This window comes from Psychrobacter urativorans (genome assembly GCF_904846675.1).
GTDB lineage: Bacteria > Pseudomonadota > Gammaproteobacteria > Pseudomonadales > Moraxellaceae > Psychrobacter > Psychrobacter urativorans_B.
Genome location: NZ_CAJHBT010000012.1, coordinates 43,759 through 65,965, shown reverse-complemented (window position 1 = coordinate 65,965; position 22,207 = coordinate 43,759). Strand labels below are relative to the sequence as shown.

Sequence of the window (22,207 nt, the reverse complement as noted above, 5' to 3'; positions counted from 1 at the left end):
TGAAGTTTAAGATAGTGACGCTCTCTTTGATGTCATTATTGAAGCTGTAGAGGTTATTGTGTCTAATCGTCGGTATCATATACATGTCGTATGCGCGCCCAGCGATCAGATGCTGGTGTTAGACCGTATAGCCCTATTTTTTCAAACACGTGCATTTTTAACCTATGATGTCTCAAGCGAGTTACCGCGTGCGGCGTTATATGGTCGCCAATGTATTGAAGATTGTGATTACACTCTGGTAGTGCTCGGTGATAGTTATGGTGCTACGCATAATACTGGTGTTAGCCAAATGCATCTGAGCTATTTAAGCGCTAAAGCTAAGCTCAAGCCCATGCTGACTTTAATCAAGACTCATCAAGAAAATGCTAATGTAAACCCGCAGCTACGCGATTTTATGCGGCTGGTTGAGCAGCAAACCACTGGCGTCTATTATTATGCCAGTACGACTAACATTCATCAGCTGCTCACCTACGCTTATGGCGATATGATTGAGCGCTATCCAGCATTGAGCTGGGTACGAGAAAATTCCACCGATAATATTGCTAATAATCCTGCTAATAGTTCTGTTAGCCACTCCGCGCCGCCATCTAGAACGACTACCGCCTATGCTAAGTCCGTGTCTACGACTGCTATTTCCCCCACCAGCGTTAAGCCTGCCATCATTCAGCCGCAAGAGAACGAGGTATTCGATAGCCTGACTAAAACGCTGAATTTAACCGATACCTTTGATTTTCAATATAGCGCTCAGGCTTACGAAGGGGGCAACTTGACCGACGTAACCATGGATTTAAGCTGCACGTGGCAAGAGATATTGCAGGCGCTGATTAAAATTCCTTCGGCCTTTTCTATTTATGGTTTGCAAAGCTGTATAAATCGGTTGGTTACCACCAAAGCTGACTATGATATCAAGCAGCTTATGCCAAATGTGCATGCGGTCTCGCGTTGTCAAATCAGCCAGAAAGACTTGCTCAAACTGCAGCGCTTATTGGTTACGGCTAATTGGATTCAGCTCACTGCAACTGGCGCGCGGGCATCTCAAGAGCTTTGGAAACTTACCTTTTACGCAAAAAAAATTTTGAAGACAGTCAATCAGCCTAAATCTGTCAATCCATCATAAGGTTTACGAGTCTTTATTTATTTGGCTTGTCTTTTATTTTGATAGCCTCAATTAACAACTCGCTCTCAATCTCAATTGCTCTTTAAACCATTATGCTTTTTAAACTATAGCTCGGATATATCACAGCTCGGACGCTACGTTTTGTAATACAAAGCATACGCGCCAGCCATTGTTAAGTTGCCGTAGAGTAGTGATAATAGGCTATTCAGTGGGGTAAATAGTGTTGACTGGTATTAATAGTTATTAGCAATATCGTTGGAAATATGAAAAGTCACTTATTAAAATAAAAATACTATAGTGAGTGCCATAAAAATAGGGGTTACAGAAATATAGGCATAGAAAAAATAAAGAGTATGCTGCAAGACTATATGTTGAAACTGAATTTGAAAGACCAAGTTAAAAAATAACGTTGATATTTTGGCTATTAAGGAGAGAACAATGAGTAACTCTAAACATGATGATCTAACTCAAAAAATTGATAAATTAGAAAAGACCATGCATGACGCTGACCAGTTTCATACGCTAGAAGAGCAAGTGGCTGATATGAAGCGTCGTGGGATAGATCCTAGTGAGGCTTATAGAGATTGGGATGAGAAAGAAAAAGACGACTGGGGTGATGCGACGTGGAAAGAAAATGGCAAATGGGAGCCTAAAACACCGGCAGACCTCGATGATAAGGCTCGTGAAAACTGGGATGGCGATAACGGCAAGCTTAATCCACCGCCAATTGTTTAAGTTTTACCTTAAAGCTTAATAGCTTTTATCGTTATAAGCCTTAGAGCATTATTAATATAACAATAAAATTAATTTAATTTAATTTAATAAAAAAACCACAGCCAATTGGATGTGGTTTTTTATTTGTCTATCATTTAGTGCGCAGCAGTTTAAAACCACGCTATAACTAAGATAAAGCTGTGACTTTAAAAGCCCTCATCAACCCGTACTAAACGTACAACGCCATCAGCATCAGTGATGCGGCGATAGCGAGTATTACCTGAAGTCGATGGCTTAGATGATGATTGTGGTGAAGAAGTGCTTGGGGTAATAGTCTGTTGCTGAATCAGCTGTCCCATACGATCGGCAGGAGCAGGGGTTAAAGTTTGATTGTTTGACGGTTGGCCGTATTGATTACCATAGGAGGTAGTACTGCTAGGGACATTGTTAGGAGAGTCGTTACCAGCAATTAGACCATAAAATCTTTGTCCTGCGCGTCCATCGGCGGGGAAAATGCCGCGACTGGACTGATATTGCTGAATAGCCGTTCGGGTATTGTCACCAATGATGCCATCAACGCCGCCGATATCGTACCCAGCATTTAATAAGGCTTGCTGGATATCTTTAGCTTGTTGACGACTGATACCAGGATCGCTGGTTGGCCATGCGGTGATAAAGTCCGTTTTACTGCTGTCTTCTTTAGTAATTAAGTCAGATAAATGAGCAATCGCTAGCGCGTAGCTCTCTGAAGCATTATAAGAATAAAATGTATCAAAGTTTTTACCCACTAAGAATGCGGGGCCATCTTTACCTGCCGGTAATAATAATCCGGCACTGCTCAAATCATAGGGAAGCGGACTACCATTCGCTAGCGTTAAGCCTTGATTGCGCCAGTGGCTCATCGATTTTTTATCTTTACGATTCGATGCTGCCCAATATCCGTCTGGCAGTTTGACTTCATAGCCCCAAGCCTCGCCTGAGCGATACCCGCGTTTGTCTAAGAAGTTTGCGGTAGAGGCGAGCGCATCAGGAACGCTATTAACTAAGTCGCGACGACCATCGCCATCGAAGTCTACCGCCAACTCTAAAAATGTGCTGGGCATAAACTGCGTTTGTCCAAAGGCGCCTGCCCAAGACCCCGTCATATCATTTGGATTAATATCACCGTTCTGTACGATTTTTAGCGCATTGGCATATTCACCACGGAAATAACTTTGGCGACGGTCAAAACAAGATAGGGTTGCCAATGATTCAAATAGAGGTTTCTTACCTAGTGTCTGTCCAAAGTTAGACTCAACACCCCATACACCTAAGACATGTTCAGCTTTGACGCCATAACGCGATTCAATTTGGCGCAGCGTATCTGCCCACTGGTGTTTGGCACGGATGCCATCTTCTACACGCTCTTTGTCCACTAATGCTGATAAATAATCCCAAATATCTTTTTGGAATTCAGGCTGATAATTGAGAGATTGAATCACGCTAGGATCAGGTTCGCTGGGACGATAGCGCTCAAAAGTTGATGCCGATACGTCACGGAACTGACTGCTATTTTTGAGTGTGTTTAGGCATTGCTGGAACTCAGCATTCGATAAATTTGGGGCTTCTGGTCTGGCAGCTTGGGCGCTCATGGTCGCTAAGCTAAGTCCGACAGCGGCAGCTAAACTGGCATAGGTATTAAGATGGCTCATATCTGTAAAGTCCTCAAAAGATATTAGATGGTCAAGAATTCAGTGTAAGAAGGGTGGTTTAGAGTAACCAATATCAACAATAAAGAAAAGGTATCGATGCAGTTAGTTACTAGAAGCTGACGTGGAGTCAAGGTGGGGGAGAGATTAGATAGAATGCTGTTCAAAAAATATGTTGGGTATTACAAATAAAATAATTTTGCTAATCTGATGTACTATCCAATGCCATCTAGATTGACATCGAATATTGTCATCTACTATCGTTAGACGGTCAGATTCGTCTATACCCTTTCCAACAACCAAACATGCTCAGTCACTGCTAACTCTGGTGCTGCGTTCAAAGTCGACGGTTCGCTCTCGAGCTCAGAGATTTGATAATGATTGCCGTAATATTGGTGGACTTGCTCGCTACTTATCGAGAATGGCGGGCCATTGCGTTTGCTTTGATCATAATTGAGCGTCAATAGTAATTGCGGTGTATCACCATTAATATCGCTGCTAAGCTGCCTTACTTGCTCGCTATATTTTGAGCGCATATCTGCTGGCATGGCAATCAATGCTGCTCTATCATAGACCGCATCAACGTGACCGATATCATCGGCTGTCAGGGCAAAAATATCAGCAACCCATAACGCTATCGTTTGTCCGGACAGCATGCCTTGATAGCATTTGATAGCTGGATTATCAGTAGGTTCCGTTATCGTAGGTTTGATGCCCTGCTCAGTAAAGAATTCCTGAACTGCTGACTCAACCAATTCGACCCCAACCACATTATAGCCATGGCTTGCTAGCCATACCATATCGATTGATTTACCACATAAGGGTACAAATACTCTGCTAGTAGCGGGAAGGTTTAATTCCGTAAAGTATTTAACCAATAGCGGTTGAACCGCAGATTGATTAAAACCAATGCGCTTATCTTTCCAGCGTTCTTGCCAAAATTCAGGGTTCATATAATTACCTTTATTAGTCATAGTCTCTATTAGTCATGCTCTTCATTAATCAGAGTTTCTATTAATGCTATTTTTTACTCAATGTTAACGGCTTTTAATATCTGATACTATAAATACTTAGCTATGTGCGGAAAACTCAGTGCTGCAAAGTGTTTGTTTACAAGTAATGTTAAATCAAATAAAAAAGCCAAGCGTAACAACACTTGGCTTTTTATTGAAAATTAGGTTAAAGGTTAAGCAAGCGGCTCTTTAGCTAACCATATATTGGCTAAATTCTTTACGCAGTTTGGCAAGTTTTGGCGGAATAGCAAAGTTGCAATATGCTTGACCTGGGTTGTTATTAAAAAAGTCTTGATGCGCGTCTTCAGCTTTATAAAAATCAACAGCAGGATGCACTTCAGTGACGATATTGAGACCCATATCGCGTAGTTTATTAATCGTGCGATCGACGGTTGGTTTTTGATCCTCGTCGGTATAGAACACCACACTACGATATTGGCTACCGACGTCATTACCTTGGCGGTCTTTAGTCGTGGGATCATGAGTGCCAAAGAACACATCCAGCAGCACTTCTAGCGGTAGCACTGACTCATCAAATTCGATTTTGATAACTTCGACGTGTCCCGTATTACCGCCACAAACAGCTTGGTAGTTAGCGGTAGCAGATTCGCCGCCCATATAGCCTGAAACAACAGATTGAACGCCCTTTAGGGATAGAAATACGGATTCAGTGCACCAAAAACAGCCACCGCCTAAGATAATAGTTTGCATAAATTTGTCCTATTGTCATGAATAAATATGAAAAATGGGGTATGAATTCTATTCATTTAGCTTAGCAGGCGCACAGGTGATTATAAGTAACAAACAGTAATGTTATAATGCGCTATTGCTAAGTGGATGGTTATTGAAAAATGGCTAAAAGCTATGAAAGTACAGCCAAAAACTGTCATCAATAAACAATTAATCAGCAATTTAATTGCTTTTAGTAAACGTTTCATTATCAAAAAACGAGTTATTCCATGAGTCAGTCTACATCTTTGCCAGTACCTCCTATCCAACAGAATACTGTTCAACACGATACATTATTTACCACGCCACTTGATAAGGCAGCGCGCTTCTCTTTTGATGAGCAAGTGGTCGCCTGCTTTCCGGATATGATTCGCCGCAGCGTGCCCGGTTATGGTCAAGTATTGGCAATGCTGCCTATATTTGCGCGGCGGCATTGTAAGTATCGCCAGCAAGAGGAGCCTAATGAGCAGGCTGGGTATGGTCGCCGTGTCAGCCGAGTTTATGACTTGGGTTGCTCTCTTGGGGCGGCAAGTATGGCGCTGGCAGGCGAGTTTGCGCCGCACGATTTACAAATCAAAGCAGTCGATATTTCTCCAGCGATGACCACTGAGGCGCGTACTTTACTAAGCGATAATTACCCTGAACATGATATTGAAGTTATCACTGCTGATATTAGAAACATTGAGCTTGACCCTTGTGATATGGTGATATTAAACCTAACTTTGCAGTTTTTACCGGCGGCGGATAGGGTGGACGTACTAAATAAAATTTATGCCGCGTTAAGCGAGGGTGGGATTTTAGTATTGACTGAAAAAACTCATGCCTTCGATGAGCAATATGATGCGTGGCTGGTCGAACGCTACTATGATTTTAAGCGTGCCAATGGCTATACCGAAATGGAAATCAGTGGCAAACGCAATGCGCTGGAGAATGTATTGATTACTGACACCTTAGATGAACACCATACACGCTTGGCCCAAGTTGGCTTTGAGCGTCATTTAACATGGTTCCAATTTTTGAATTTTATCTCTATTATGGCGTTTAAATAACCGCTTTTATTACGCAAATAAGCGCTCTCATCTTCATTTTTAAATAATAACAATAATGGTTTTTTTTATGCTTAATGACACTGTTATCTACGCTGAACGCGCATTGTATTTAACCTTATTAGCGCTAGCACAAACGCAGCCAAGCGCCTATGACTGGTTATCAAAGCTACCTGAGTGGCTGAATAGTATCAAAGATAAGGCCAACTATGCTCACGCGCCTGCTTATCAAGCAGCGGTGGCACGGCTGCCTGATATTAATGTTGAGACAGCGGATTTAGATAGTGATAGAGTGACGATTAATGGGACGCTTAGCGACTCTGAACGCAAGCAAACCCATGCCTTATTACAGCAATTAAAGCCATGGCGTAAAGGCCCTTTTCAGATTGGTAGCAGCGAGAATGATAGAGAGGAAAGCCAGCCTATAATCATTGATACCGAATGGCGCAGTGATTGGAAATGGCAACGCGTCGTACCGCATTTGGGCAATCTAAAAGGTCGGCGGGTACTCGATGTGGGCGGTGGTTCTGGCTATCATGGTTGGCGGATGGCAGGGGCGGGTGCAGATACAGTGATTATCGTTGATCCTTCCTGTTTATTTTACCACCAGTTTATGGCTATCAGGCACTTTGTCGGTGCAGCAGACGATTACCGTACCCACTACATTCCGGTACCGCTTGAGGCCTTACCTGAGCACAGTCAGCTGTTCGATACCGTATTTAGTATGGGTGTGATGTATCATCGCCAGTCGCCATTTGAGCATTTGCAGCAGCTTAAAGGTCAGCTGGTAAAAGGGGGCGAATTGGTATTAGAGACCTTAGTGGTGGATGGCGATGCCAACACGGTGTTAGTACCGCAAGACCGCTATGCCCAGATGAATAACGTTTATTTCTTACCGTCGGTTGCCGCCTTGATTGGCTGGCTAGAAAAGGCAGGTTTTTCCGATGTACGCTGCGTCGATGTGGCGGTAACTTCACGTGATGAGCAGCACAAAACGGACTGGATGACATATCATTCATTGCAAGACTTTTTAGATCCAAATGATCCGACGAAAACTCTTGAAGGTCATCCAGCGCCAAAGCGTGCTACTTTAATTGCTAAAAAGTAGGTTTATTTAAACTGTTTGAAGTTTTTAATTTGAAATACTGCTTATGAAATGATGCTTATATAGTGCAGATTTAAAATTGATCGGTATCAAGAATAGCCATTATCTAGATAAACCATTTTTTAAACGCAACCTCTATTAAAATCTTGAGTATAAATCCTATAAAGCCAGCACCAAGAGCTAAAAACATCCAAAATGTGCCTGCGCGCCCCGCACCGGACTGTTTAGAGAGATCCCAGATAATGAAAAATAAGAAGGCAATAAATATCGGTAATAAAATATACAGCCCCCAGCTGGTGACAGTACTTTCAGCAATTGCAAACATAGCATTATTTCCCAAGAATAAACGGTGATTATAGCGCGTAAAAAGCTTGGTATAAACGGCTGCCAATCATGAGGCAACAGTAATGCTACAATCAGCGCTACCGTCACTTATACTATCAGTGCCGCTATCAGTCACCCAAGACTTATCTGCTTACTCGTTAGTCAACGCCGATGCTGTACTTAGCCTGTATGCTTAAGAGTTTTAAGAGTATTTTTGGTGCAAATGGTGCAATGCAGCGTAAAGGTTGTTATATTTACAGGTTACTTATCTTTTCGTATTATTCATCCGAGTTCATAATCTTATGTCACAAGCCCAAATTGATACGCTAGCTTCGCTATTCGACGATGCTATCAAAACGTTACAAGCTGACGGTACGTTACCTGATGATTGGCAAAACAACAGCCAGATTACCCGTACTAAAGATGCCAGTCATGGCGATTTCGCCAGCAATATTGCAATGACTGCGGCCAAAGCGGCCAAGACCAATCCGCGCGCGTTGGCAGAAAAAATCGTTAATGCGTTACCAGATAATAAAGATATTCGTCAAGTGGACATCGCTGGCCCCGGTTTTATCAATGTATTTTTGAACGCCGAAGCTAAGTTTGCTGTATTAGACGATATTTTTAATCAGCAAGAACGCTTTGGTTTGAGTAAGCAGTTCGATGGGCAAAAAGTCCAAGTTGAGTTTGTATCAGCCAATCCAACCTCTAGCCTACATGTGGGTCATGGACGCGGTGCCGCATTTGGCATGAGTGTGTCAAACTTGTTAGAAGCGGTTGGTTATGACGTCACCCGTGAGTACTACGTTAATGATGCCGGTCGGCAGATGGATATCTTAGCGACCAGCACTTATTTGCGTTATCTTGAAGCCAATGGCGAAAGTGTACAGTTCCCAGTCAATGGTTATCAAGGTGACTATGTTCGTGATATTGCAGAGACCTTAAAAAATCAGCATGGCGACAGTTATGTACATGGCTTTTCCCAAGTAATAAAAAATGTCGCAGAAGATGCGCAATTCGAAGTTAATGCTGATGGCGAAAAAGTGCTGTTATCGGGTGATAAAGAAGTGCATATTGATGGCTTAATTGCCAATAGCAAAACGCTGCTCGGTAATGGCTACGAGCTATTTTTAAATGCGGCACTTAGTAGCATTTTGGCGGATATCAAAGACGACTTAAACGACTTTGGCGTGCGCTATGAATGCTGGTTCAGCGAAAAGTCAATTGATGCTGAGATTGAGCCAGTATTACAAATACTGGATGATAAAGGCTATCTGTACGAAAAAGACGGGAATATTTGGTTTAAATCGACCGACTTTGGTGATGAAAAAGACAGAGTAGTGCGCCGAGCTAACGGTCAGAGTACCTATTTTGCCTCTGACATTGCCTATCATAAGAATAAGTTCGACCGTGGTTTTGATAAAGTTATTAATGTCTGGGGCGCTGACCATCATGGTTATGTGCCGCGCGTTAGAGCCGCATTATTAGCGCTGGGTATTGACGCTGACCGCCTTGATGTGGTGTTGGTACAGTTCGTGGCGTTATGGCGTGGCGATGAAAAGGTACAAATGTCATCACGTTCGGGTAAGTTTGTCACCTTGCGTGAATTACGTCAAGAAGTGGGTAATGATGCGGCACGTTTTTATTATGTAGCGCGTAAGCCAGAAGTGCATGTCGACTTTGACTTGGAGCTTGCCAAATCCCAAAGTAAAGACAACTTGGTTTATTACATTCAGTATGCCCATGCGCGCGTCTGCCGTGTACTAGAAAAATTAGCTGCCAGCGGCTTTAAAGTGGATGATGCTATTGGTGCGCAGCAGCAACATCTACTTATTGCACCTGCTGAAAATGAAGTTATCAAGCTGCTTGCTGCTTATCCTACTACCTTATTACGTTCAGCGACAGGTTATGAGCCCCACGTATTGACCAATTATCTTAAAGAATTGGCTGCGCTATTTCATGGCTGGTATGACAGCAATCGTATTTTACCCGTAAGTCTCACTTCAGGGGAGACCCCAACTCAGGCTGAGCTGGATATGATGCAAGCGCGCTTGCGTCTATCAAAAGCGGTACGGCAGGTGTTGGCTAATGGTCTGGGTTTACTAGGATTGTCAGCGCCGTCTAGCATGTAGCATCTAATTTAGAACATTAACATGGCAACGTTAGTGGCATATAAAGTCGTAAAACGTCACGCGCTTGTTAATATAGCCTTGGTTATAAAGACAGTTCATTATTATAGATAGATTCGGTAGGGAGAATACGATCCATGTTAGCCAAAAAACCCAAAGGTGCCACTGAAAAGCGCAAGGCCAGTAGCGTGTCAGGCTTATTATGGATGTTTGTCGGGGCAGTATTAACGCTGATGATAGGGGTTTTTCTATACTTGTCACCATTATTTGATTTTAGCCCAGCCGGATCGACGGCAACTGATCCCAATCGACAGGTCCAGCCGCGTGTTGATACTGATACCGATAATAGCGATTATGAGTTTTATGATATTTTGCCCAATCAAGAAATGGCAACCATTCCTGATGAAGCTATTGGCGATTCCGATAGCAGTGAGGTAGGTAGTATCAGCGATTTTGAGCCTGATGCTGTGGTAACGCAGCCTGAGAGCAATCGTAACGGTGATAACGGTAACTTCGGTATTTCTGAAAATACGGTCATCGAGCCAAGTCGTGGTAATAATAATGCGGCCAATAGCAGCGATGATAACGATATTGTCATCGTTGAAGAAGATGCTACTTATGATGGGTCGTCGCCTGCTAACAGCAACACTACTAGCAATAATAGTAATGCGCCAAGCAAAATAAACAATACTGGTGCAGGGACGGCAAGCGTGCAAAGGGCCGGGCCTGCTACGACTTATATTTTGCAAATTAATAGTTTTGGTAATGCAGACGAAGCCGATCGTCGCCGTGCACAAGTATTGATGGCGGGTGTCGATGCAAAAGTTGTCAAAAATGCGACTGCTAACGGTGCGCCCATCTATCAAGTCATCTCACGACCGATGAATAATCGCCAAGCCGTTACCAATGCTCAGCAGCGTTTGCAGAATAATGGTATTGATTCTATTATTGTTGAACAGCGCCGCTAGCGGTTTGATAGCCTGTTTTTTTTAAAGAAAGCGTCACCATTAGGGCGCTTTTTTTATACCCGTCTATTGAGTAGTCCTTCATAGGAATAATCTTATTAAAATTGTATTATTAAAACTATTTTAATAAGTCCAAACTATTTTATTAACTTTTACTCATTTTTTTAATGTAGCCCTTTTATGAGCTTTAGACAAAGAGCATGACCATGGATGTATCCAAAACAATAGTAGCACAGCATAGCGGTATTAAAGCATTTTTTCAAAAGTACTTTATTGATGCCTTTACAGGTATGGCGTTGGGTTTGTTTGTTACCTTAATTGCCGGACTTATCATCTCACAAATTGGTGGTTGGATAAATATATCAGCATTGATAGCCGTAGGTAAAATGGCCTCGGTATTGATGGGGGCAGGAATTGGTGTGGGCATTGCTTATTATCTAAAAGCGCCCACCTTAGTGATGCTCAGCTGCTTAGTAGCAGGGATGCTAGGCGCCCATTCTGAGGCGTTGATGGCAGGGACGCTGTTTACGCCACAAGTAGCCGGTCCTGCAACCTTTGTTGCCTTGCCGGGTAATCCGATTGGGGCTTATTTGACCTCAGTATTTGCCTACCGTGCGGGCACGTGGATTGCTGGCAAGACCAAGCTTGATATTTTGCTGGTGCCCTTAGTGGTTTGTGCGGTAGCATTAGCGGTTTGTGCGCTGCTGAATCCGCCGGTGGTTGCGGCAGTGAACGCTGTTGGCCAAGGTATTCAGGCCGCAACGACACTACAGCCATTGTTAATGGGCATTGTCATCGCAGTGGTGGTTGGTATTTTATTAACCTTGCCAACGTCTAGTGCGGCAATTTGTATTGCGATTGGTCTTGGCGGCTTAGCGGGTGGTGCTGCTGTAGTTGGTAGCGCGGCGCATATGATTGGCTTCGCGGTAGCAAGTTATAAAGACAATGGCGTTAGCGGCGTGGTATCACAGGGTTTAGGCACTAGCATGCTACAGATTCCTAACGTGCTCAAAAAACCCCTGATTTTATTACCGGCAATCATAGCTAGTGCCATTGTGGGTCCTATTGCGACCGCAGGATTTGGGCTGGCGTGCACGGCAACGGGAGCAGGTATGGGCACAGCAGGACTGGTTGGGGTATTTGGCGTTATCGAAGCCTCACAAGACATAATGAGTAGTAATCAGCTGTGGACAGCGATTATATTATTGATGTTCGTATTGCCTGCTATTATTGCTTGGTCAGTTGCTTATGTCATGCGCCGCCTCGGCTGGCTGGTCGCTGGTGATATGAAACTGCCTTAGATTTAGTGCCAACATTATCTAAGCTATCTCGGTTATCTTAATCGGTACCCATTAAAAAGCCCAGCTATTTAAAGTAGTTGGGCTTTTTTAGTTATAAATGTTTAAAGATTAGCGACGGACGTCTTTAGGGGCGCCGCCGTTTGGCCAATCTTTATCTTTATTGGCTTTTACCGGACGCGCTAAATGGGTAAAGTAATCAGCAATATCAACTGCTTCTTGATCACTTAGCGAGTTCCCTTGACCAAATGGCATTTTACCTTTAATAAATGAAGCGGCTGTATAAGTACGCGCCATGCCCGCACCATCGTTAAATGACTTATCACCGGCAATGGCAGGATAGACATAAGTACCATCATCGTTATATTGGCCTTCTCCATCAGCACCATGACAAACGGTACATTTCTCAGCAAATAGCTTTTCGCCCTTATCACGATCTGGCTCTAATGTCTTGTCAACCTTGGCAAATCCGCGACCTTCAGGTGAGACGCCAATAGGCAGATCTTGTGATAACCAGTTCATATAAGAAACCATAGCGTTCATATCATCTGAACCTAGATCTAGAGGCTTACCGTTCATTGAACGTTCAAAGCAACCATTAATCCGCTCCTGTATAGAGTTTACACGACCCGCACGTGTACGGAAAATAGGATAAATACTCGCGACACCATTCCAAGGCGCGGCATAGGCCTCTGAGCCGTTGCCTAAGTGACAACTGGTACAATTAAGTTGGTTGCCCACGTTGTCCGGCAGCTCTTTATAGGTATGATTAGCAATCTGTAAACCACGGCGTATTGCCGGCCCACCTTCATCATCGGGAATAGTCGATTCATCAGGCATTTTGATACTGGGTCTGGCGCCAGCTTCGCCAGCATCAGCATCTGGTTCTGCAGATGCGGTCGTATCAGTAGCTGCTGGCATATTGCCTCTTAGTTGTTCTTCTCGGGCTTCCAGTCCTTGCACCCGCGCGATAGCTGCGGCTTCTTCGACACGGTCGACGGCTTTGATGTCCTTATCGCTGCTACAGCCAGTAATAGCAACAGCACTGATTGCAAAAATAGCTGCCATAAGGACAGAAGGTTTGGCTGATGAAAAATCTTTCATTGGCATATCCTTATTATAAAAAATAATATGTAAAGTTATATTTATATGCTATGTTAAGTAGCAAAATACCCATAATAGACTGATTGATTAGTCAAAAACTGACTGTTGTAATATCCTGATTTGGATATTGTCTTTCTATAGTTATTACTTGATCCGATAGGTAAATATAGAAATATAATAGGCAACCAATAATAAAATTCGTCATCTAAACGAGTAATTATTAACTTTTAGCTAAGAATTACTCATATTTAAATCATTAAACCGTTACAAAATATAGAATACGTCAGTAAGCTGTAAGTTACTAGTAACATTAGTATACCAAATACTAGGTACTAAAATGTGGTCAAACTTAGCACAAGTATTAATTCACGTAACTAAATATGTAAAAGCTGTTTTTAAAACTAAAAATAGCTAGACTGGCTTATTTAGTATTGAAAAAAAGGCTTAAACATAAATAATGTTTAAGCCTTTTTTATATAGTCTCTTCATACTGAGTTTTTTTATATTGGTGGCAGCTTTTAATGTTTTTATACAGTAGTAGTAGATTTGGTAGCGCTAGTTTGGGCACGGCGGCTGGGTTTTATTTTACGTGATAGCTTATGGGCGCGATACAGGACAGTGCTGTAATGGTTAGGAAAAAGTCGTTGTACCGTATCCATCATCTTAGCGTCATTGCCAATCAAACAGCGGCGTTGATTTGTTGCTGCAGCTTGTAGAATAATCCAGGCGGCATCCTTAGCATCAAAACGCAAAAACTTATTAAAATTCTTAATTGCTTTGCTACCTGAGCGCATACCAAGCTCGCTTAAGCTGTCATTGCCGCGTGCATTATTAGCGATATTGGTTTTAATGCCGCCCGGATGAATACAGGTCGCAGAGACACCGCAACGCTGAATGTCCAATTCTTGGCGTAGGCTTTCAGTAAAGCCGCGTACCGCAAATTTGCTGGCATTATAGGCAGACTGTGAAGGCTGAGCGGTCAGTCCAAAGAGACTTGAGATATTAATCACATGGCCATTGTCTATAGCTGCATTGGTTTTACTTTCTTTAACGCTATTTTTAATCAGCGGTAAAAATGCTTTGGTACCGTAGATAACGCCCCAAAAATTGATATCCATGACCCATTCAAGCTCACTAATACTGCTGCCTTCGACGGTAGAGTACATCGCTACCCCAGCATTATTAAAAATAAAGTTCACCTTATCATAGGTTGCCATTACGCTATCCGCCCATGCATCGACGGCCTCTTTATCTGAGACATCGAGCACAGTGGTCATTACTTTGCTATCGTAGCCAATGAGCATCTCTTGGGTCTTGGCCAGCTGTTCAGCGTCAATATCTGACAACGCTAGATGGCAACCCAAACTTGCCAAATGACAGGCAAGCTCACGGCCGATACCAGAGCCGGCACCAGTAATGGCAGCGACATGGTTATGATAATAGGAGGTGATATCTGTACTTTGAGCAGAATTTGCAGAGGTAGCGTTTGCAGAAGCAAGGTTTGGAAAAAGGGTTAGGCGCTGACGCAGCGTGTTGGTCATAGCCGTCATGGCAGTTATCATGATAAACAGTCCTTTGTATCATTAGTGGTGAGCGATTCATGCTACTTTAGCATGATTTGCCGCTAGCTTTGATTACGATTAATAGACGCGCCTGTCATTTTTTGACTGAGACTCTATGAATGATAAGTGCAAAAAAAACAGCATCTAAGCACACTTGATGCCAGATACCGTTTTTTTTAAAAAGCAACTAAGACGACTTAAAAGTCCACAGCCAGCTGTTCTGAATCAGATGTAGACGAGGCTATTTTAGGTGTTTTGCCGTCATTGATGACTTGCTCATCAACGGTGACGGTGACCGTCTCAGCTTTTTCCATTGAAGGCAGCTCATACATAGTATCAAGTAAGGCATTTTCGACGATAGAGCGCAGACCACGTGCCCCTGTTTTGCGTGCCATCGCTTTTTTGGCAATGGCGTCAAGGGCTTCTTTAGTAAAGACAATATCAGCGCCTTCCATATCGAATAGATAATGATATTGCTTCACAAGTGCGTTTTTTGGCTCGGTCAATATCTGAACCAGCGCATCTTCATCTAACTCCTCGAGAGCGGCAAGCACAGGTAAACGGCCAATTAGCTCTGGAATAAGACCGAACTTAATCAAATCTTCCGGCTGCACCGACTTGAGCAATTCTGAGCTACGGCGGCCGTCCTCTTTTGAGCTAACGTCAGCATTAAAGCCAATACCAGTTTTTTCTGTACGCTGCTGGATGACTTTATCAAGTCCTGCAAACGCACCACCAACGATGATGAGAATATTACTGGTATCCACTTGAATCAGCTCTTGCTGTGGATGCTTGCGGCCACCTTGTGGTGGAATAGCAGCAACGGTGCCTTCGATGAGTTTCAATAAGGCTTGCTGCACACCTTCGCCTGATACATCACGAGTGATAGACGGGTTATCACCTTTTTTGCTGATTTTATCAATCTCATCAATATAAATGATACCTTGCTCAGCTTTGCTCACATCATAGTCAGATGCTTGCAGCAGTTTTTGCACGATGTTTTCGACATCTTCACCAACATAACCGGCTTCGGTCAAGGTGGTGGCATCTGCCATGGCAAAGGGCACATCTAACAAGCGCGCTAATGTTTGCGCGAGTAAGGTTTTACCAGAACCGGTTGGTCCGATAAGCAAAATATTACTCTTGGCCAGCTCAACCATCGCATCATCAGCACCAATTTTGGCTTTTTTGCGGTCACTTGCTAAGGTTTGGCTGACTTTTAGGCGTTTATAATGGTTATAAACAGCCACGGCTAGGGCCTTCTTAGCCCCGTCCTGTCCGATGACATAATCATCTAGATGCGCACGTAATTGCTTTGGTGTTGGCAGTTCTTTATTGACCCAAGTGGTATCAATTTCACCATCAGTGTCACCATCATCACTGACATCGCTATCCACAATCAAGTCGGTACACAGCTCAATACATTCATTACAAATATTGGCATCGTCGGCGGCAATGAGCTGTTTGACTTCGCTTTTGGCTTTGCCACAAAATGAGCACTGCGGGGTATTATCTTCTGCCATAAAAAGGCACTCCTAGAATTTAAAGCTTATAAATAGACTGATGCCACTCAAATGCTGAGTGACATAGTGGGCGCTATAGGTAGCGCTTATACCGTGTTTATAATGATGCAGGGCGACGCTCTAATACTTCATCAACTAGACCGTATTCTTTTGCTTCTTTAGCATCCAACCAAAAATCACGCTCAACGTCTTTCTCAATTTTCTCTACCGGTTGACCAGTACGCTCAGCCATAATTTCATTTAAGCGGGCACGGGTTTTTAAGATTTCACGAGCATTAATCTCAATATCAGAGGCTTGACCTTGAGCACCGCCTGAAGGTTGGTGAATCATCACCCGAGCGTTAGCTAGTGCATAACGTTTGCCTCGTTCTCCAGCGGTCAAAAGAAAAGAACCCATGCTATAAGCACCGCCCATACAAATAGTAGACACGTCAGGTTTAATAAAGTTCATGGTATCAAAAATAGCCAAACCCGCACTAACAGAACCGCCTGGCGAGTTGATATATAGATGAATATCTTTATCAGGGTTTTCAGCTTCTAAGAACAGTAGCTGCGCCACAATAAGGTTGGCCATATGATCTTCGACTTGTCCGGTCAAAAAGATAACTCGCTCACGTAGTAGGCGTGAAAAGATATCAAACGAGCGTTCACCGCGCGAAGATTGTTCAACCACCATTGGCACTAACGCGCTTTGGGTATTCTGAGCACCTTGAGCATTGTGCGCACTCATCAGCATATCAAAATGCGGGTTATTAGTGATGCGATCATAATCTGTCATAGAGGTATCCTATAAATAAAAGTGTAAATAAAGGGGTAAAGGCTAGCACGCGCTCATCATTGTAGATATTGGTTCATTATTGATAGCAGCGCTTTTTAGTCATACTAACTGACTTTAGCTAAAAATAATTAAGGTTATGATAGTTTTTTGAAACTATAAACGTTTAATGTTATAAGTCTTGAGCTGATAAATGATTAATTATTCACTATTAATAAGGCGTCTATGGTCATTTATCAAGGGGTAAGCACACAAACCACCAATAAAAATGCCCCAACAGATTGTTAGGGCACTTTAATCACAGTTTCGTTGAGTAGCGCTAAAACACTACAATATTACATTGATTGCTGTTGTTGCTGCTGAGCGGCTAATAAGTCTTGATAGCTAACTTCTTTGTCAGTTACTTTACCTTGCTCAATTAGATAATCAACCACTTGGTCTTCTAGGACTACAGACTCAATGTTTGCACGCTGTTGCTTATCATTAGTGTAATACTCGATTACTTCTGCTGGATCTTCATAGTTTTCTGACGATTCTTTAATAAACGCCTCAACACGTTCTTGATCTACTTCTAGACCTTTGGTATCGATAACACGAGCAACGATGATGCCAAGACGAGCAGCACGCATCGCTTGTTCTTCAAATAATTCATTTGGTAGCATGTCTTTATCGAAGCTATCAGCGCTTGAACCGAACTGTTGCGCAAAACGCTGCATCATCATGCTGCGTTGACGCTCAATTTCTTGTTCTAGCATGGCGTTTGGTACGTCAAATTCGTTCTTTTCTAGCAATGCATCAAAAGTAGCTTGCTTGACTTGGCTGCGCGCGGCGTTTTTGATTTCGCGTTCCATGTTCTTGCGAACATCGTCTTTTAGCTTATCAATGCCGCCTTCTTTTACGCCGAATAGCTCAAGGAACTCTTCGTTGATTTCAGGTAGTTTTGATTTTTCAACTTTTTTGACGTTGATTTTGAATTGGGCTTCTTTACCAGCCAGCTCTTCAGCTTGATAATCCTCTGGGAAAGTCACGTCGATGGTTTTTTCTTCGTCAGCTTTCATACCTTTGATACCAGCTTCAAATCCTGGAATCATCTGGTCACTACCGATAACCAATTTGAAGTCCTCGCTTGAGCCACCTTCAAACTTCTCGCCATCGATTGACCCTTCAAAGTCAAAGATAACCTGATTGCCACTTGCCGCCATGCCTTTTTTCTCGACAAATTCTTCACGCTGCTTTTGCAAGTTCTCGATCATAGTGTCAACGTCTTCTTCGTTAACAGTGGCAGTATGACGCTCAACTTCGATGTCATTGATACCTTGAACGTCAACTTCTGGGAAGATTTCAACTGTTGCTTGATACACCAAGAAATCGTCTTCAAGTTTTACGTCATCGATATTAGGCATGCCAACGGCACGAATATCTTCAGCTTTAATCGCTTCAAATACCGTATCGCGGATCACATCATTGATCACTTCTTGTTGAATACCAGCACCGTATTGGGCGCGGATATGCGACATAGGAACATTACCTTTACGGAAACCGTCGATTTTGGCTGTTTTTGCCACTTGACGAATACGACCTTCGACTTTGTTTTGAATTTTTTCGACAGGTACTTTAACGGTCAGCTGGGTTTCTTTTTCAGACAGCTTGTTGGTTGTGATTTGTAAATCTGTAGCCATGTTGATTACACCTTTAGGATTAAAATAGTTGGCAATCAAGCCCTCAAAATATGTGCGCGTTACAGCTGATTGCCACGGAATGAATGGGGTATTTTAATAAAATTTTAAAAGTAGACCAGTATAATCTATCTGTTAATTAAAGTAAAAATTATCTGTTTTGAGCGTAATAGCTAAACGATGACGCCAATTAACCTTTATTACGACGATAACTGCGCTAATAACTATAAATTAAGTCAGTAACTATAACTGCTCTAGTAACTGGCGAATGGCTTGACCGCGATGACTGACTTGGTTTTTATCAGCTGCACTTAAGCTGGCAGCCGTTGCTTGCATATCGGGTAACCAGAATAGCGGATCATAGCCAAAACCGCCATCGCCATGTGGCGCGTTTAATATCTCGCCTTGCCATAAACCTTGGGCGATAATCGGTAGAGGGTCATCGGCATGACGAACCATTGCCAATACGCAAACAAATAAACCCTCGACAGGGGTATCGGGCTGCTGTGCGCGTATTGGCTGCAAATCAGCAATAAGCTTGGCATTGTTCAGGGTATCATTACCGTGCTCACCGGCATAGCGAGCAGAATATATACCGGGCGCGTTACCCAATACTGGCACACAGAGACCTGAGTCATCAGCAATAGCGGGTAGCCCGCTAATACGGCTGGCATGACGCGCTTTAATAATAGCATTTTCAACGAAGCTTAGACCATCTTCAATAGCGTCTTCGATATTGAGCTGGCCTTGCGGCATAATCGTAACGTCTAAATTAGCCTCAGCGAACAGTCGTTTAAACTCTGCCAATTTACCTTTATTATTGCTGGCAAGAACCCAGTCCGCTTGTGTTAGGTTTGCTTGCGATACATTGTCTGATAGATGTTGGGATTGAAAGTCGCTCATAAGTTAAGTCCATTATTACAGGGTATTAAATCATTACTTAGTGTTAAAGTTATACGGTATTAAATGCTATTAGATTGAGTACTACCGAATCAAATTGTTTGGGTATTCGCTTAGCTATTATAAGGTTAATAGAGAGTAATTGTGTGCTATAACATTCGGTAACTGATATTAGGCATTATTATTGCTATAATACCCAGTAAGCTATAGTGAATTATAGCTTACAAGTTGTGTATTTAAAATTAATAATAACTTAGCAGTAATACCTATTAATTAGTGGTATTAAGTAGTCAGTAGTATTAATCTAATAGTAGTATAAGGCTAAACTCTGAATGCATAACGATGTGCAATAGCACATTGAGCAATAACTCTAATTAACAATAAACTTAGCCCGATAATTTATGCTCATACGTTTAAACAATATCTGAGGATGTCGTGGTAACGTTTACGTTGTCTGTAAAGTTTGAGGTAAGTGTATTTAACACAGACGCGTGATTGAAATATAAGATTAACGGCTAAAACAGCAAGGATAAAATAACTATGTCAAAGATTACTTTACCAGACCTACCATATGCAAAAGACGCGCTTGAGCCACATATCAGTGCCGAGACGCTAGAATATCATCATGACAAGCATCATGCAGCCTATGTCAATAAGCTAAATGAACTGCTACCTGGTTCTGGTCTAGAAGACAAAACGCTACCAGAAATCATCGTAGCGGCCTCTAAAGATGACAGCAAGCAAACGATGTTTAACCAAGCAGCCCAAGTATGGAACCATACGTTCTATTGGAACTGCATGACGCCTAAGAATGGCGGTGGCGAACCTACTGGCGATCTAAAAGGCAAAATCGAAGAAGACTTCGGTAGCTATGATAAGTTCCGTGAGGAGTTCAAAAACGCAGCAACGTCACAGTTCGGTTCAGGTTGGGCATGGCTCGTTACCGATAAAGTCGGCGGCAAACTATCAATCGCTAAAACTGGTAATGCTGATAACCCATTAGCGCATGATCAAGTAGCCGTATTGACTTGTGATGTGTGGGAGCATGCTTACTACATCGATTATCGTAACCGTCGTCCTGATTACGTCGACACGTTCCTAGACAAATTAGTGAACTGGGACTACGCTAATGCAAAATATAAAGGTCAAGATGCTGGCGTTGAAGAGTAAATAACTCTTTAATCATTAGATTATCGTAGCTTTATAAGTAGAAAAAAGGACGCCGCGAGGTGTCCTTTTTTTCATTGCTACAGTTTCATTAGAGCCATTACATTACTTCATAATTAGTCCTACTATAGGCTTAATTATGAGACATCTAATCTAGAAAAATAGAATAATGTAGCCTTGCAATGATAACCATCATTGTTATCTACTTTGTTTCCCGTTTTCTCTAAAGTAAAGTTATCGATTTCGTTTCCATCATCATCTGATATATTAGTAAAAATACATCTACGGTCGCGTGGGTTTTCTACGAGTGCAACATGGTTAATTTCTACGACCTTTCGATTTATACGCTCACAGAGACTACCCATATAGATTGCATTCTCTATATGCTCGCAATCAAAAAATAAATTATGACATATAGAACATTCCCCGATAGTTTCTATAAAACCACAACTATTGTATCTATTCCAATTAGGAAAAAGAGACTTTTCAGCACTTATCAAACGTGCCTCAAAAATTCGAACACCCTCGTAGTCATTAGTTTTTAATGCGATAGCAGTATATTCTTGAACATCTACTAGACTAGTCCAAGATTTTTGAAACTCACCTTCTTTGAGTTGAATCCACATAAAAAGATAAGATCGTAAGGCGTTAATCATGCATTGCATATGAAAAAGCTGGTTAGCCTCATACTCATTTTCTCTTCCAATAGCTTGATATTTATACTGTTTAATAACTTCTAGATAATTTTCGCAATCTAAAACTTTTTTACGCTGTAAATCTATTGCTCTTGTATAGAAACCATAGTGACTACAAGAGTCTATAAAATTGCAGAAGTCACTACGAATATCCTTAAAGATTTTCTTATCATTCATCAGATGTACCTTTATTAGCGATTTTGTTTATTGACGCTTCTAATTGGCTTAATCCATCTAGCCCACCTTCATAATATATCTCTGTCAATTTCGACGTCTTTGTTTCTTTGTGAACCACTTTAAGTCGAATGTTAGGACTATCTTTACCTTTGAAAAAGTCAGTTACATAATTTGCAATTACACTCAAGGCGATAGTTATCAGTTCTGGATTTTGCGTCATAGCTACAGAAGATACAAACAAGACGGGAGCGAACCAGTCTCCAGAGCGCTGTTCAACTAATAGTTCAGGTTCAGTGAAGTACTTAATATCAAGCTTGCTTTTAGCGTATTTGTAAAACGAAATTGATGTTGAGTTATATGTGTAGTTTTTATTAGCCTCATAATTATACGGCAATATAACGATGCTTTGAGCATCTATATCTAATTGCACATCATCAGCTTCTCTAACTTTTATTTCCATACCTATAGCTCCTATAATTGACGTTACTTAAAAGTCTAGG

20 protein-coding genes are annotated in these 22,207 nt (G+C 42.2%); 8 read left to right on the top strand and 12 right to left on the bottom strand.

Going from position 1 to position 22,207, the window contains the following annotated elements:
• Positions 1–58: 58 nt before the first annotated feature.
• Together JMY06_RS07295 and JMY06_RS07290 are read left to right on the top strand one after the other, a co-directional pair.
• On the top strand, positions 59–1,117 hold the full coding sequence (locus JMY06_RS07295; RefSeq protein WP_201617683.1) for a DUF4062 domain-containing protein: 1,059 nt from the start codon (positions 59–61) through the stop codon (positions 1,115–1,117).
• Between the two features lie 438 nt (positions 1,118–1,555).
• Entirely contained in the window at positions 1,556–1,852 is a 297-nt protein-coding gene (locus tag JMY06_RS07290; RefSeq protein ID WP_201617681.1) for a hypothetical protein, read from the top strand.
• A 185-nt stretch (positions 1,853–2,037) separates the two neighbouring features.
• Here JMY06_RS07290 and JMY06_RS07285 read toward each other — a convergent pair whose 3' ends face one another.
• The 3 genes from JMY06_RS07285 to msrA form a co-directional block, all read right to left on the bottom strand.
• Positions 2,038–3,522 carry a lytic murein transglycosylase gene (locus JMY06_RS07285; protein ID WP_201617679.1) on the bottom strand — a complete coding sequence of 495 codons (1,485 nt, stop codon included), beginning with the start codon at positions 3,520–3,522 and terminating at the stop codon, positions 2,038–2,040.
• A gap of 278 nt (positions 3,523–3,800) precedes the next feature.
• Positions 3,801–4,472, bottom strand: a complete 672-nt coding sequence (tmpT, locus tag JMY06_RS07280) for a thiopurine S-methyltransferase (protein WP_201617678.1) — start codon at positions 4,470–4,472, stop codon at positions 3,801–3,803.
• Positions 4,473–4,721: 249 nt separating this feature from the next.
• Positions 4,722–5,243 (bottom strand): peptide-methionine (S)-S-oxide reductase MsrA, encoded by a 522-nt coding sequence (gene msrA, locus JMY06_RS07275; RefSeq protein ID WP_201529400.1) that lies wholly within the window; start codon positions 5,241–5,243, stop codon positions 4,722–4,724.
• Positions 5,244–5,491: 248 nt separating this feature from the next.
• Between msrA and cmoA the strand changes: the two genes are divergently transcribed.
• Complete coding sequence (cmoA, locus tag JMY06_RS07270; protein ID WP_201617668.1) at positions 5,492–6,310, top strand: carboxy-S-adenosyl-L-methionine synthase CmoA; 819 nt, start codon at positions 5,492–5,494, stop codon at positions 6,308–6,310.
• A 67-nt stretch (positions 6,311–6,377) separates the two neighbouring features.
• Positions 6,378–7,415, top strand: coding sequence for a tRNA 5-methoxyuridine(34)/uridine 5-oxyacetic acid(34) synthase CmoB (gene cmoB, locus JMY06_RS07265; protein ID WP_201617661.1), 1,038 nt, complete (start codon positions 6,378–6,380; stop codon positions 7,413–7,415).
• Between the two features lie 103 nt (positions 7,416–7,518).
• Here the strand turns inward: cmoB and JMY06_RS07260 are convergent, their stop codons facing one another.
• Positions 7,519–7,737: a DUF2788 domain-containing protein gene (locus tag JMY06_RS07260; RefSeq protein ID WP_201529406.1), complete on the bottom strand. Its 219-nt coding sequence runs from the start codon at positions 7,735–7,737 to the stop codon at positions 7,519–7,521.
• A 301-nt stretch (positions 7,738–8,038) separates the two neighbouring features.
• On the opposite strand from JMY06_RS07260, the gene argS reads away from it, so the two are divergent.
• The 3 genes from argS (at position 8,039) to JMY06_RS07245 (ending at position 12,131) form a co-directional block, all read left to right on the top strand.
• Positions 8,039–9,868, top strand: a complete 1,830-nt coding sequence (argS, locus tag JMY06_RS07255) for an arginine--tRNA ligase (protein ID WP_201617659.1) — start codon at positions 8,039–8,041, stop codon at positions 9,866–9,868.
• A 134-nt stretch (positions 9,869–10,002) separates the two neighbouring features.
• Entirely contained in the window at positions 10,003–10,833 is an 831-nt protein-coding gene (locus JMY06_RS07250; RefSeq protein WP_201617657.1) for an SPOR domain-containing protein, read from the top strand.
• Positions 10,834–11,036: 203 nt separating this feature from the next.
• A complete protein-coding gene (locus JMY06_RS07245) occupies positions 11,037–12,131 on the top strand; it encodes a PTS sugar transporter subunit IIC (protein WP_227672232.1) in 1,095 nt (364 codons plus the stop codon).
• 108 nt (positions 12,132–12,239) lie between these two features.
• Here the strand turns inward: JMY06_RS07245 and JMY06_RS07240 are convergent, their stop codons facing one another.
• From JMY06_RS07240 to rdgB, 6 genes are all read right to left on the bottom strand, one after another.
• Positions 12,240–13,232, bottom strand: coding sequence for a c-type cytochrome (locus JMY06_RS07240; protein WP_201617653.1), 993 nt, complete (start codon positions 13,230–13,232; stop codon positions 12,240–12,242).
• 527 nt (positions 13,233–13,759) lie between these two features.
• The gene (locus JMY06_RS07235) at positions 13,760–14,794 is read right to left on the bottom strand and encodes an SDR family NAD(P)-dependent oxidoreductase (protein WP_227672231.1); all 1,035 of its coding nucleotides are present in this window, start codon (positions 14,792–14,794) and stop codon (positions 13,760–13,762) included.
• 197 nt (positions 14,795–14,991) lie between these two features.
• Complete coding sequence (gene clpX / locus JMY06_RS07230) at positions 14,992–16,317, bottom strand: ATP-dependent protease ATP-binding subunit ClpX (RefSeq protein ID WP_201617651.1); 1,326 nt, start codon at positions 16,315–16,317, stop codon at positions 14,992–14,994.
• A 97-nt stretch (positions 16,318–16,414) separates the two neighbouring features.
• Positions 16,415–17,047: an ATP-dependent Clp endopeptidase proteolytic subunit ClpP gene (clpP, locus tag JMY06_RS07225; RefSeq protein WP_201528841.1), complete on the bottom strand. Its 633-nt coding sequence runs from the start codon at positions 17,045–17,047 to the stop codon at positions 16,415–16,417.
• A 380-nt stretch (positions 17,048–17,427) separates the two neighbouring features.
• A complete protein-coding gene (tig, locus tag JMY06_RS07220) occupies positions 17,428–18,771 on the bottom strand; it encodes a trigger factor (protein ID WP_201528767.1) in 1,344 nt (447 codons plus the stop codon).
• A 240-nt stretch (positions 18,772–19,011) separates the two neighbouring features.
• Positions 19,012–19,671: an RdgB/HAM1 family non-canonical purine NTP pyrophosphatase gene (rdgB, locus tag JMY06_RS07215; protein ID WP_201617645.1), complete on the bottom strand. Its 660-nt coding sequence runs from the start codon at positions 19,669–19,671 to the stop codon at positions 19,012–19,014.
• A 537-nt stretch (positions 19,672–20,208) separates the two neighbouring features.
• Here rdgB and JMY06_RS07210 point away from each other — a divergent pair.
• Entirely contained in the window at positions 20,209–20,838 is a 630-nt protein-coding gene (locus tag JMY06_RS07210; protein WP_201528772.1) for a superoxide dismutase, read from the top strand.
• Between the two features lie 134 nt (positions 20,839–20,972).
• Here JMY06_RS07210 and JMY06_RS07205 read toward each other — a convergent pair whose 3' ends face one another.
• Entirely contained in the window at positions 20,973–21,707 is a 735-nt protein-coding gene (locus tag JMY06_RS07205; protein WP_201617637.1) for a hypothetical protein, read from the bottom strand.
• On the bottom strand, positions 21,700–22,167 hold the full coding sequence (locus JMY06_RS07200) for a hypothetical protein (protein WP_201617635.1): 468 nt from the start codon (positions 22,165–22,167) through the stop codon (positions 21,700–21,702). Before JMY06_RS07200 ends, JMY06_RS07205 begins: the two co-directional genes overlap by 8 nt.
• Positions 22,168–22,207: the final 40 nt, after the last annotated feature.

Excerpts from the sequence above, each read along its gene's own strand:
- JMY06_RS07290 (WP_201617681.1), top strand. The coding sequence starts at position 1,556 with ATGAGTAACTCTAAACATGATGATCTAACTCAAAAAATTGATAAATTA.
- JMY06_RS07285 (WP_201617679.1), bottom strand. The coding sequence starts at position 3,522 with ATGAGCCATCTTAATACCTATGCCAGTTTAGCTGCCGCTGTCGGACTT.
- tmpT (WP_201617678.1), bottom strand. The coding sequence starts at position 4,472 with ATGAACCCTGAATTTTGGCAAGAACGCTGGAAAGATAAGCGCATTGGT.
- msrA (WP_201529400.1), bottom strand. The coding sequence starts at position 5,243 with ATGCAAACTATTATCTTAGGCGGTGGCTGTTTTTGGTGCACTGAATCC.
- cmoA (WP_201617668.1), top strand. The coding sequence starts at position 5,492 with ATGAGTCAGTCTACATCTTTGCCAGTACCTCCTATCCAACAGAATACT.
- cmoB (WP_201617661.1), top strand. The coding sequence starts at position 6,378 with ATGCTTAATGACACTGTTATCTACGCTGAACGCGCATTGTATTTAACC.
- JMY06_RS07260 (WP_201529406.1), bottom strand. The coding sequence starts at position 7,737 with ATGTTTGCAATTGCTGAAAGTACTGTCACCAGCTGGGGGCTGTATATT.
- argS (WP_201617659.1), top strand. The coding sequence starts at position 8,039 with ATGTCACAAGCCCAAATTGATACGCTAGCTTCGCTATTCGACGATGCT.
- JMY06_RS07250 (WP_201617657.1), top strand. The coding sequence starts at position 10,003 with ATGTTAGCCAAAAAACCCAAAGGTGCCACTGAAAAGCGCAAGGCCAGT.
- JMY06_RS07245 (WP_227672232.1), top strand. The coding sequence starts at position 11,037 with ATGGATGTATCCAAAACAATAGTAGCACAGCATAGCGGTATTAAAGCA.
- JMY06_RS07240 (WP_201617653.1), bottom strand. The coding sequence starts at position 13,232 with ATGAAAGATTTTTCATCAGCCAAACCTTCTGTCCTTATGGCAGCTATT.
- JMY06_RS07235 (WP_227672231.1), bottom strand. The coding sequence starts at position 14,794 with ATGATAACTGCCATGACGGCTATGACCAACACGCTGCGTCAGCGCCTA.
- clpX (WP_201617651.1), bottom strand. The coding sequence starts at position 16,317 with ATGGCAGAAGATAATACCCCGCAGTGCTCATTTTGTGGCAAAGCCAAA.
- clpP (WP_201528841.1), bottom strand. The coding sequence starts at position 17,047 with ATGAGTGCGCACAATGCTCAAGGTGCTCAGAATACCCAAAGCGCGTTA.
- tig (WP_201528767.1), bottom strand. The coding sequence starts at position 18,771 with ATGGCTACAGATTTACAAATCACAACCAACAAGCTGTCTGAAAAAGAA.
- rdgB (WP_201617645.1), bottom strand. The coding sequence starts at position 19,671 with ATGAGCGACTTTCAATCCCAACATCTATCAGACAATGTATCGCAAGCA.
- JMY06_RS07210 (WP_201528772.1), top strand. The coding sequence starts at position 20,209 with ATGTCAAAGATTACTTTACCAGACCTACCATATGCAAAAGACGCGCTT.
- JMY06_RS07205 (WP_201617637.1), bottom strand. The coding sequence starts at position 21,707 with ATGAATGATAAGAAAATCTTTAAGGATATTCGTAGTGACTTCTGCAAT.
- JMY06_RS07200 (WP_201617635.1), bottom strand. The coding sequence starts at position 22,167 with ATGGAAATAAAAGTTAGAGAAGCTGATGATGTGCAATTAGATATAGAT.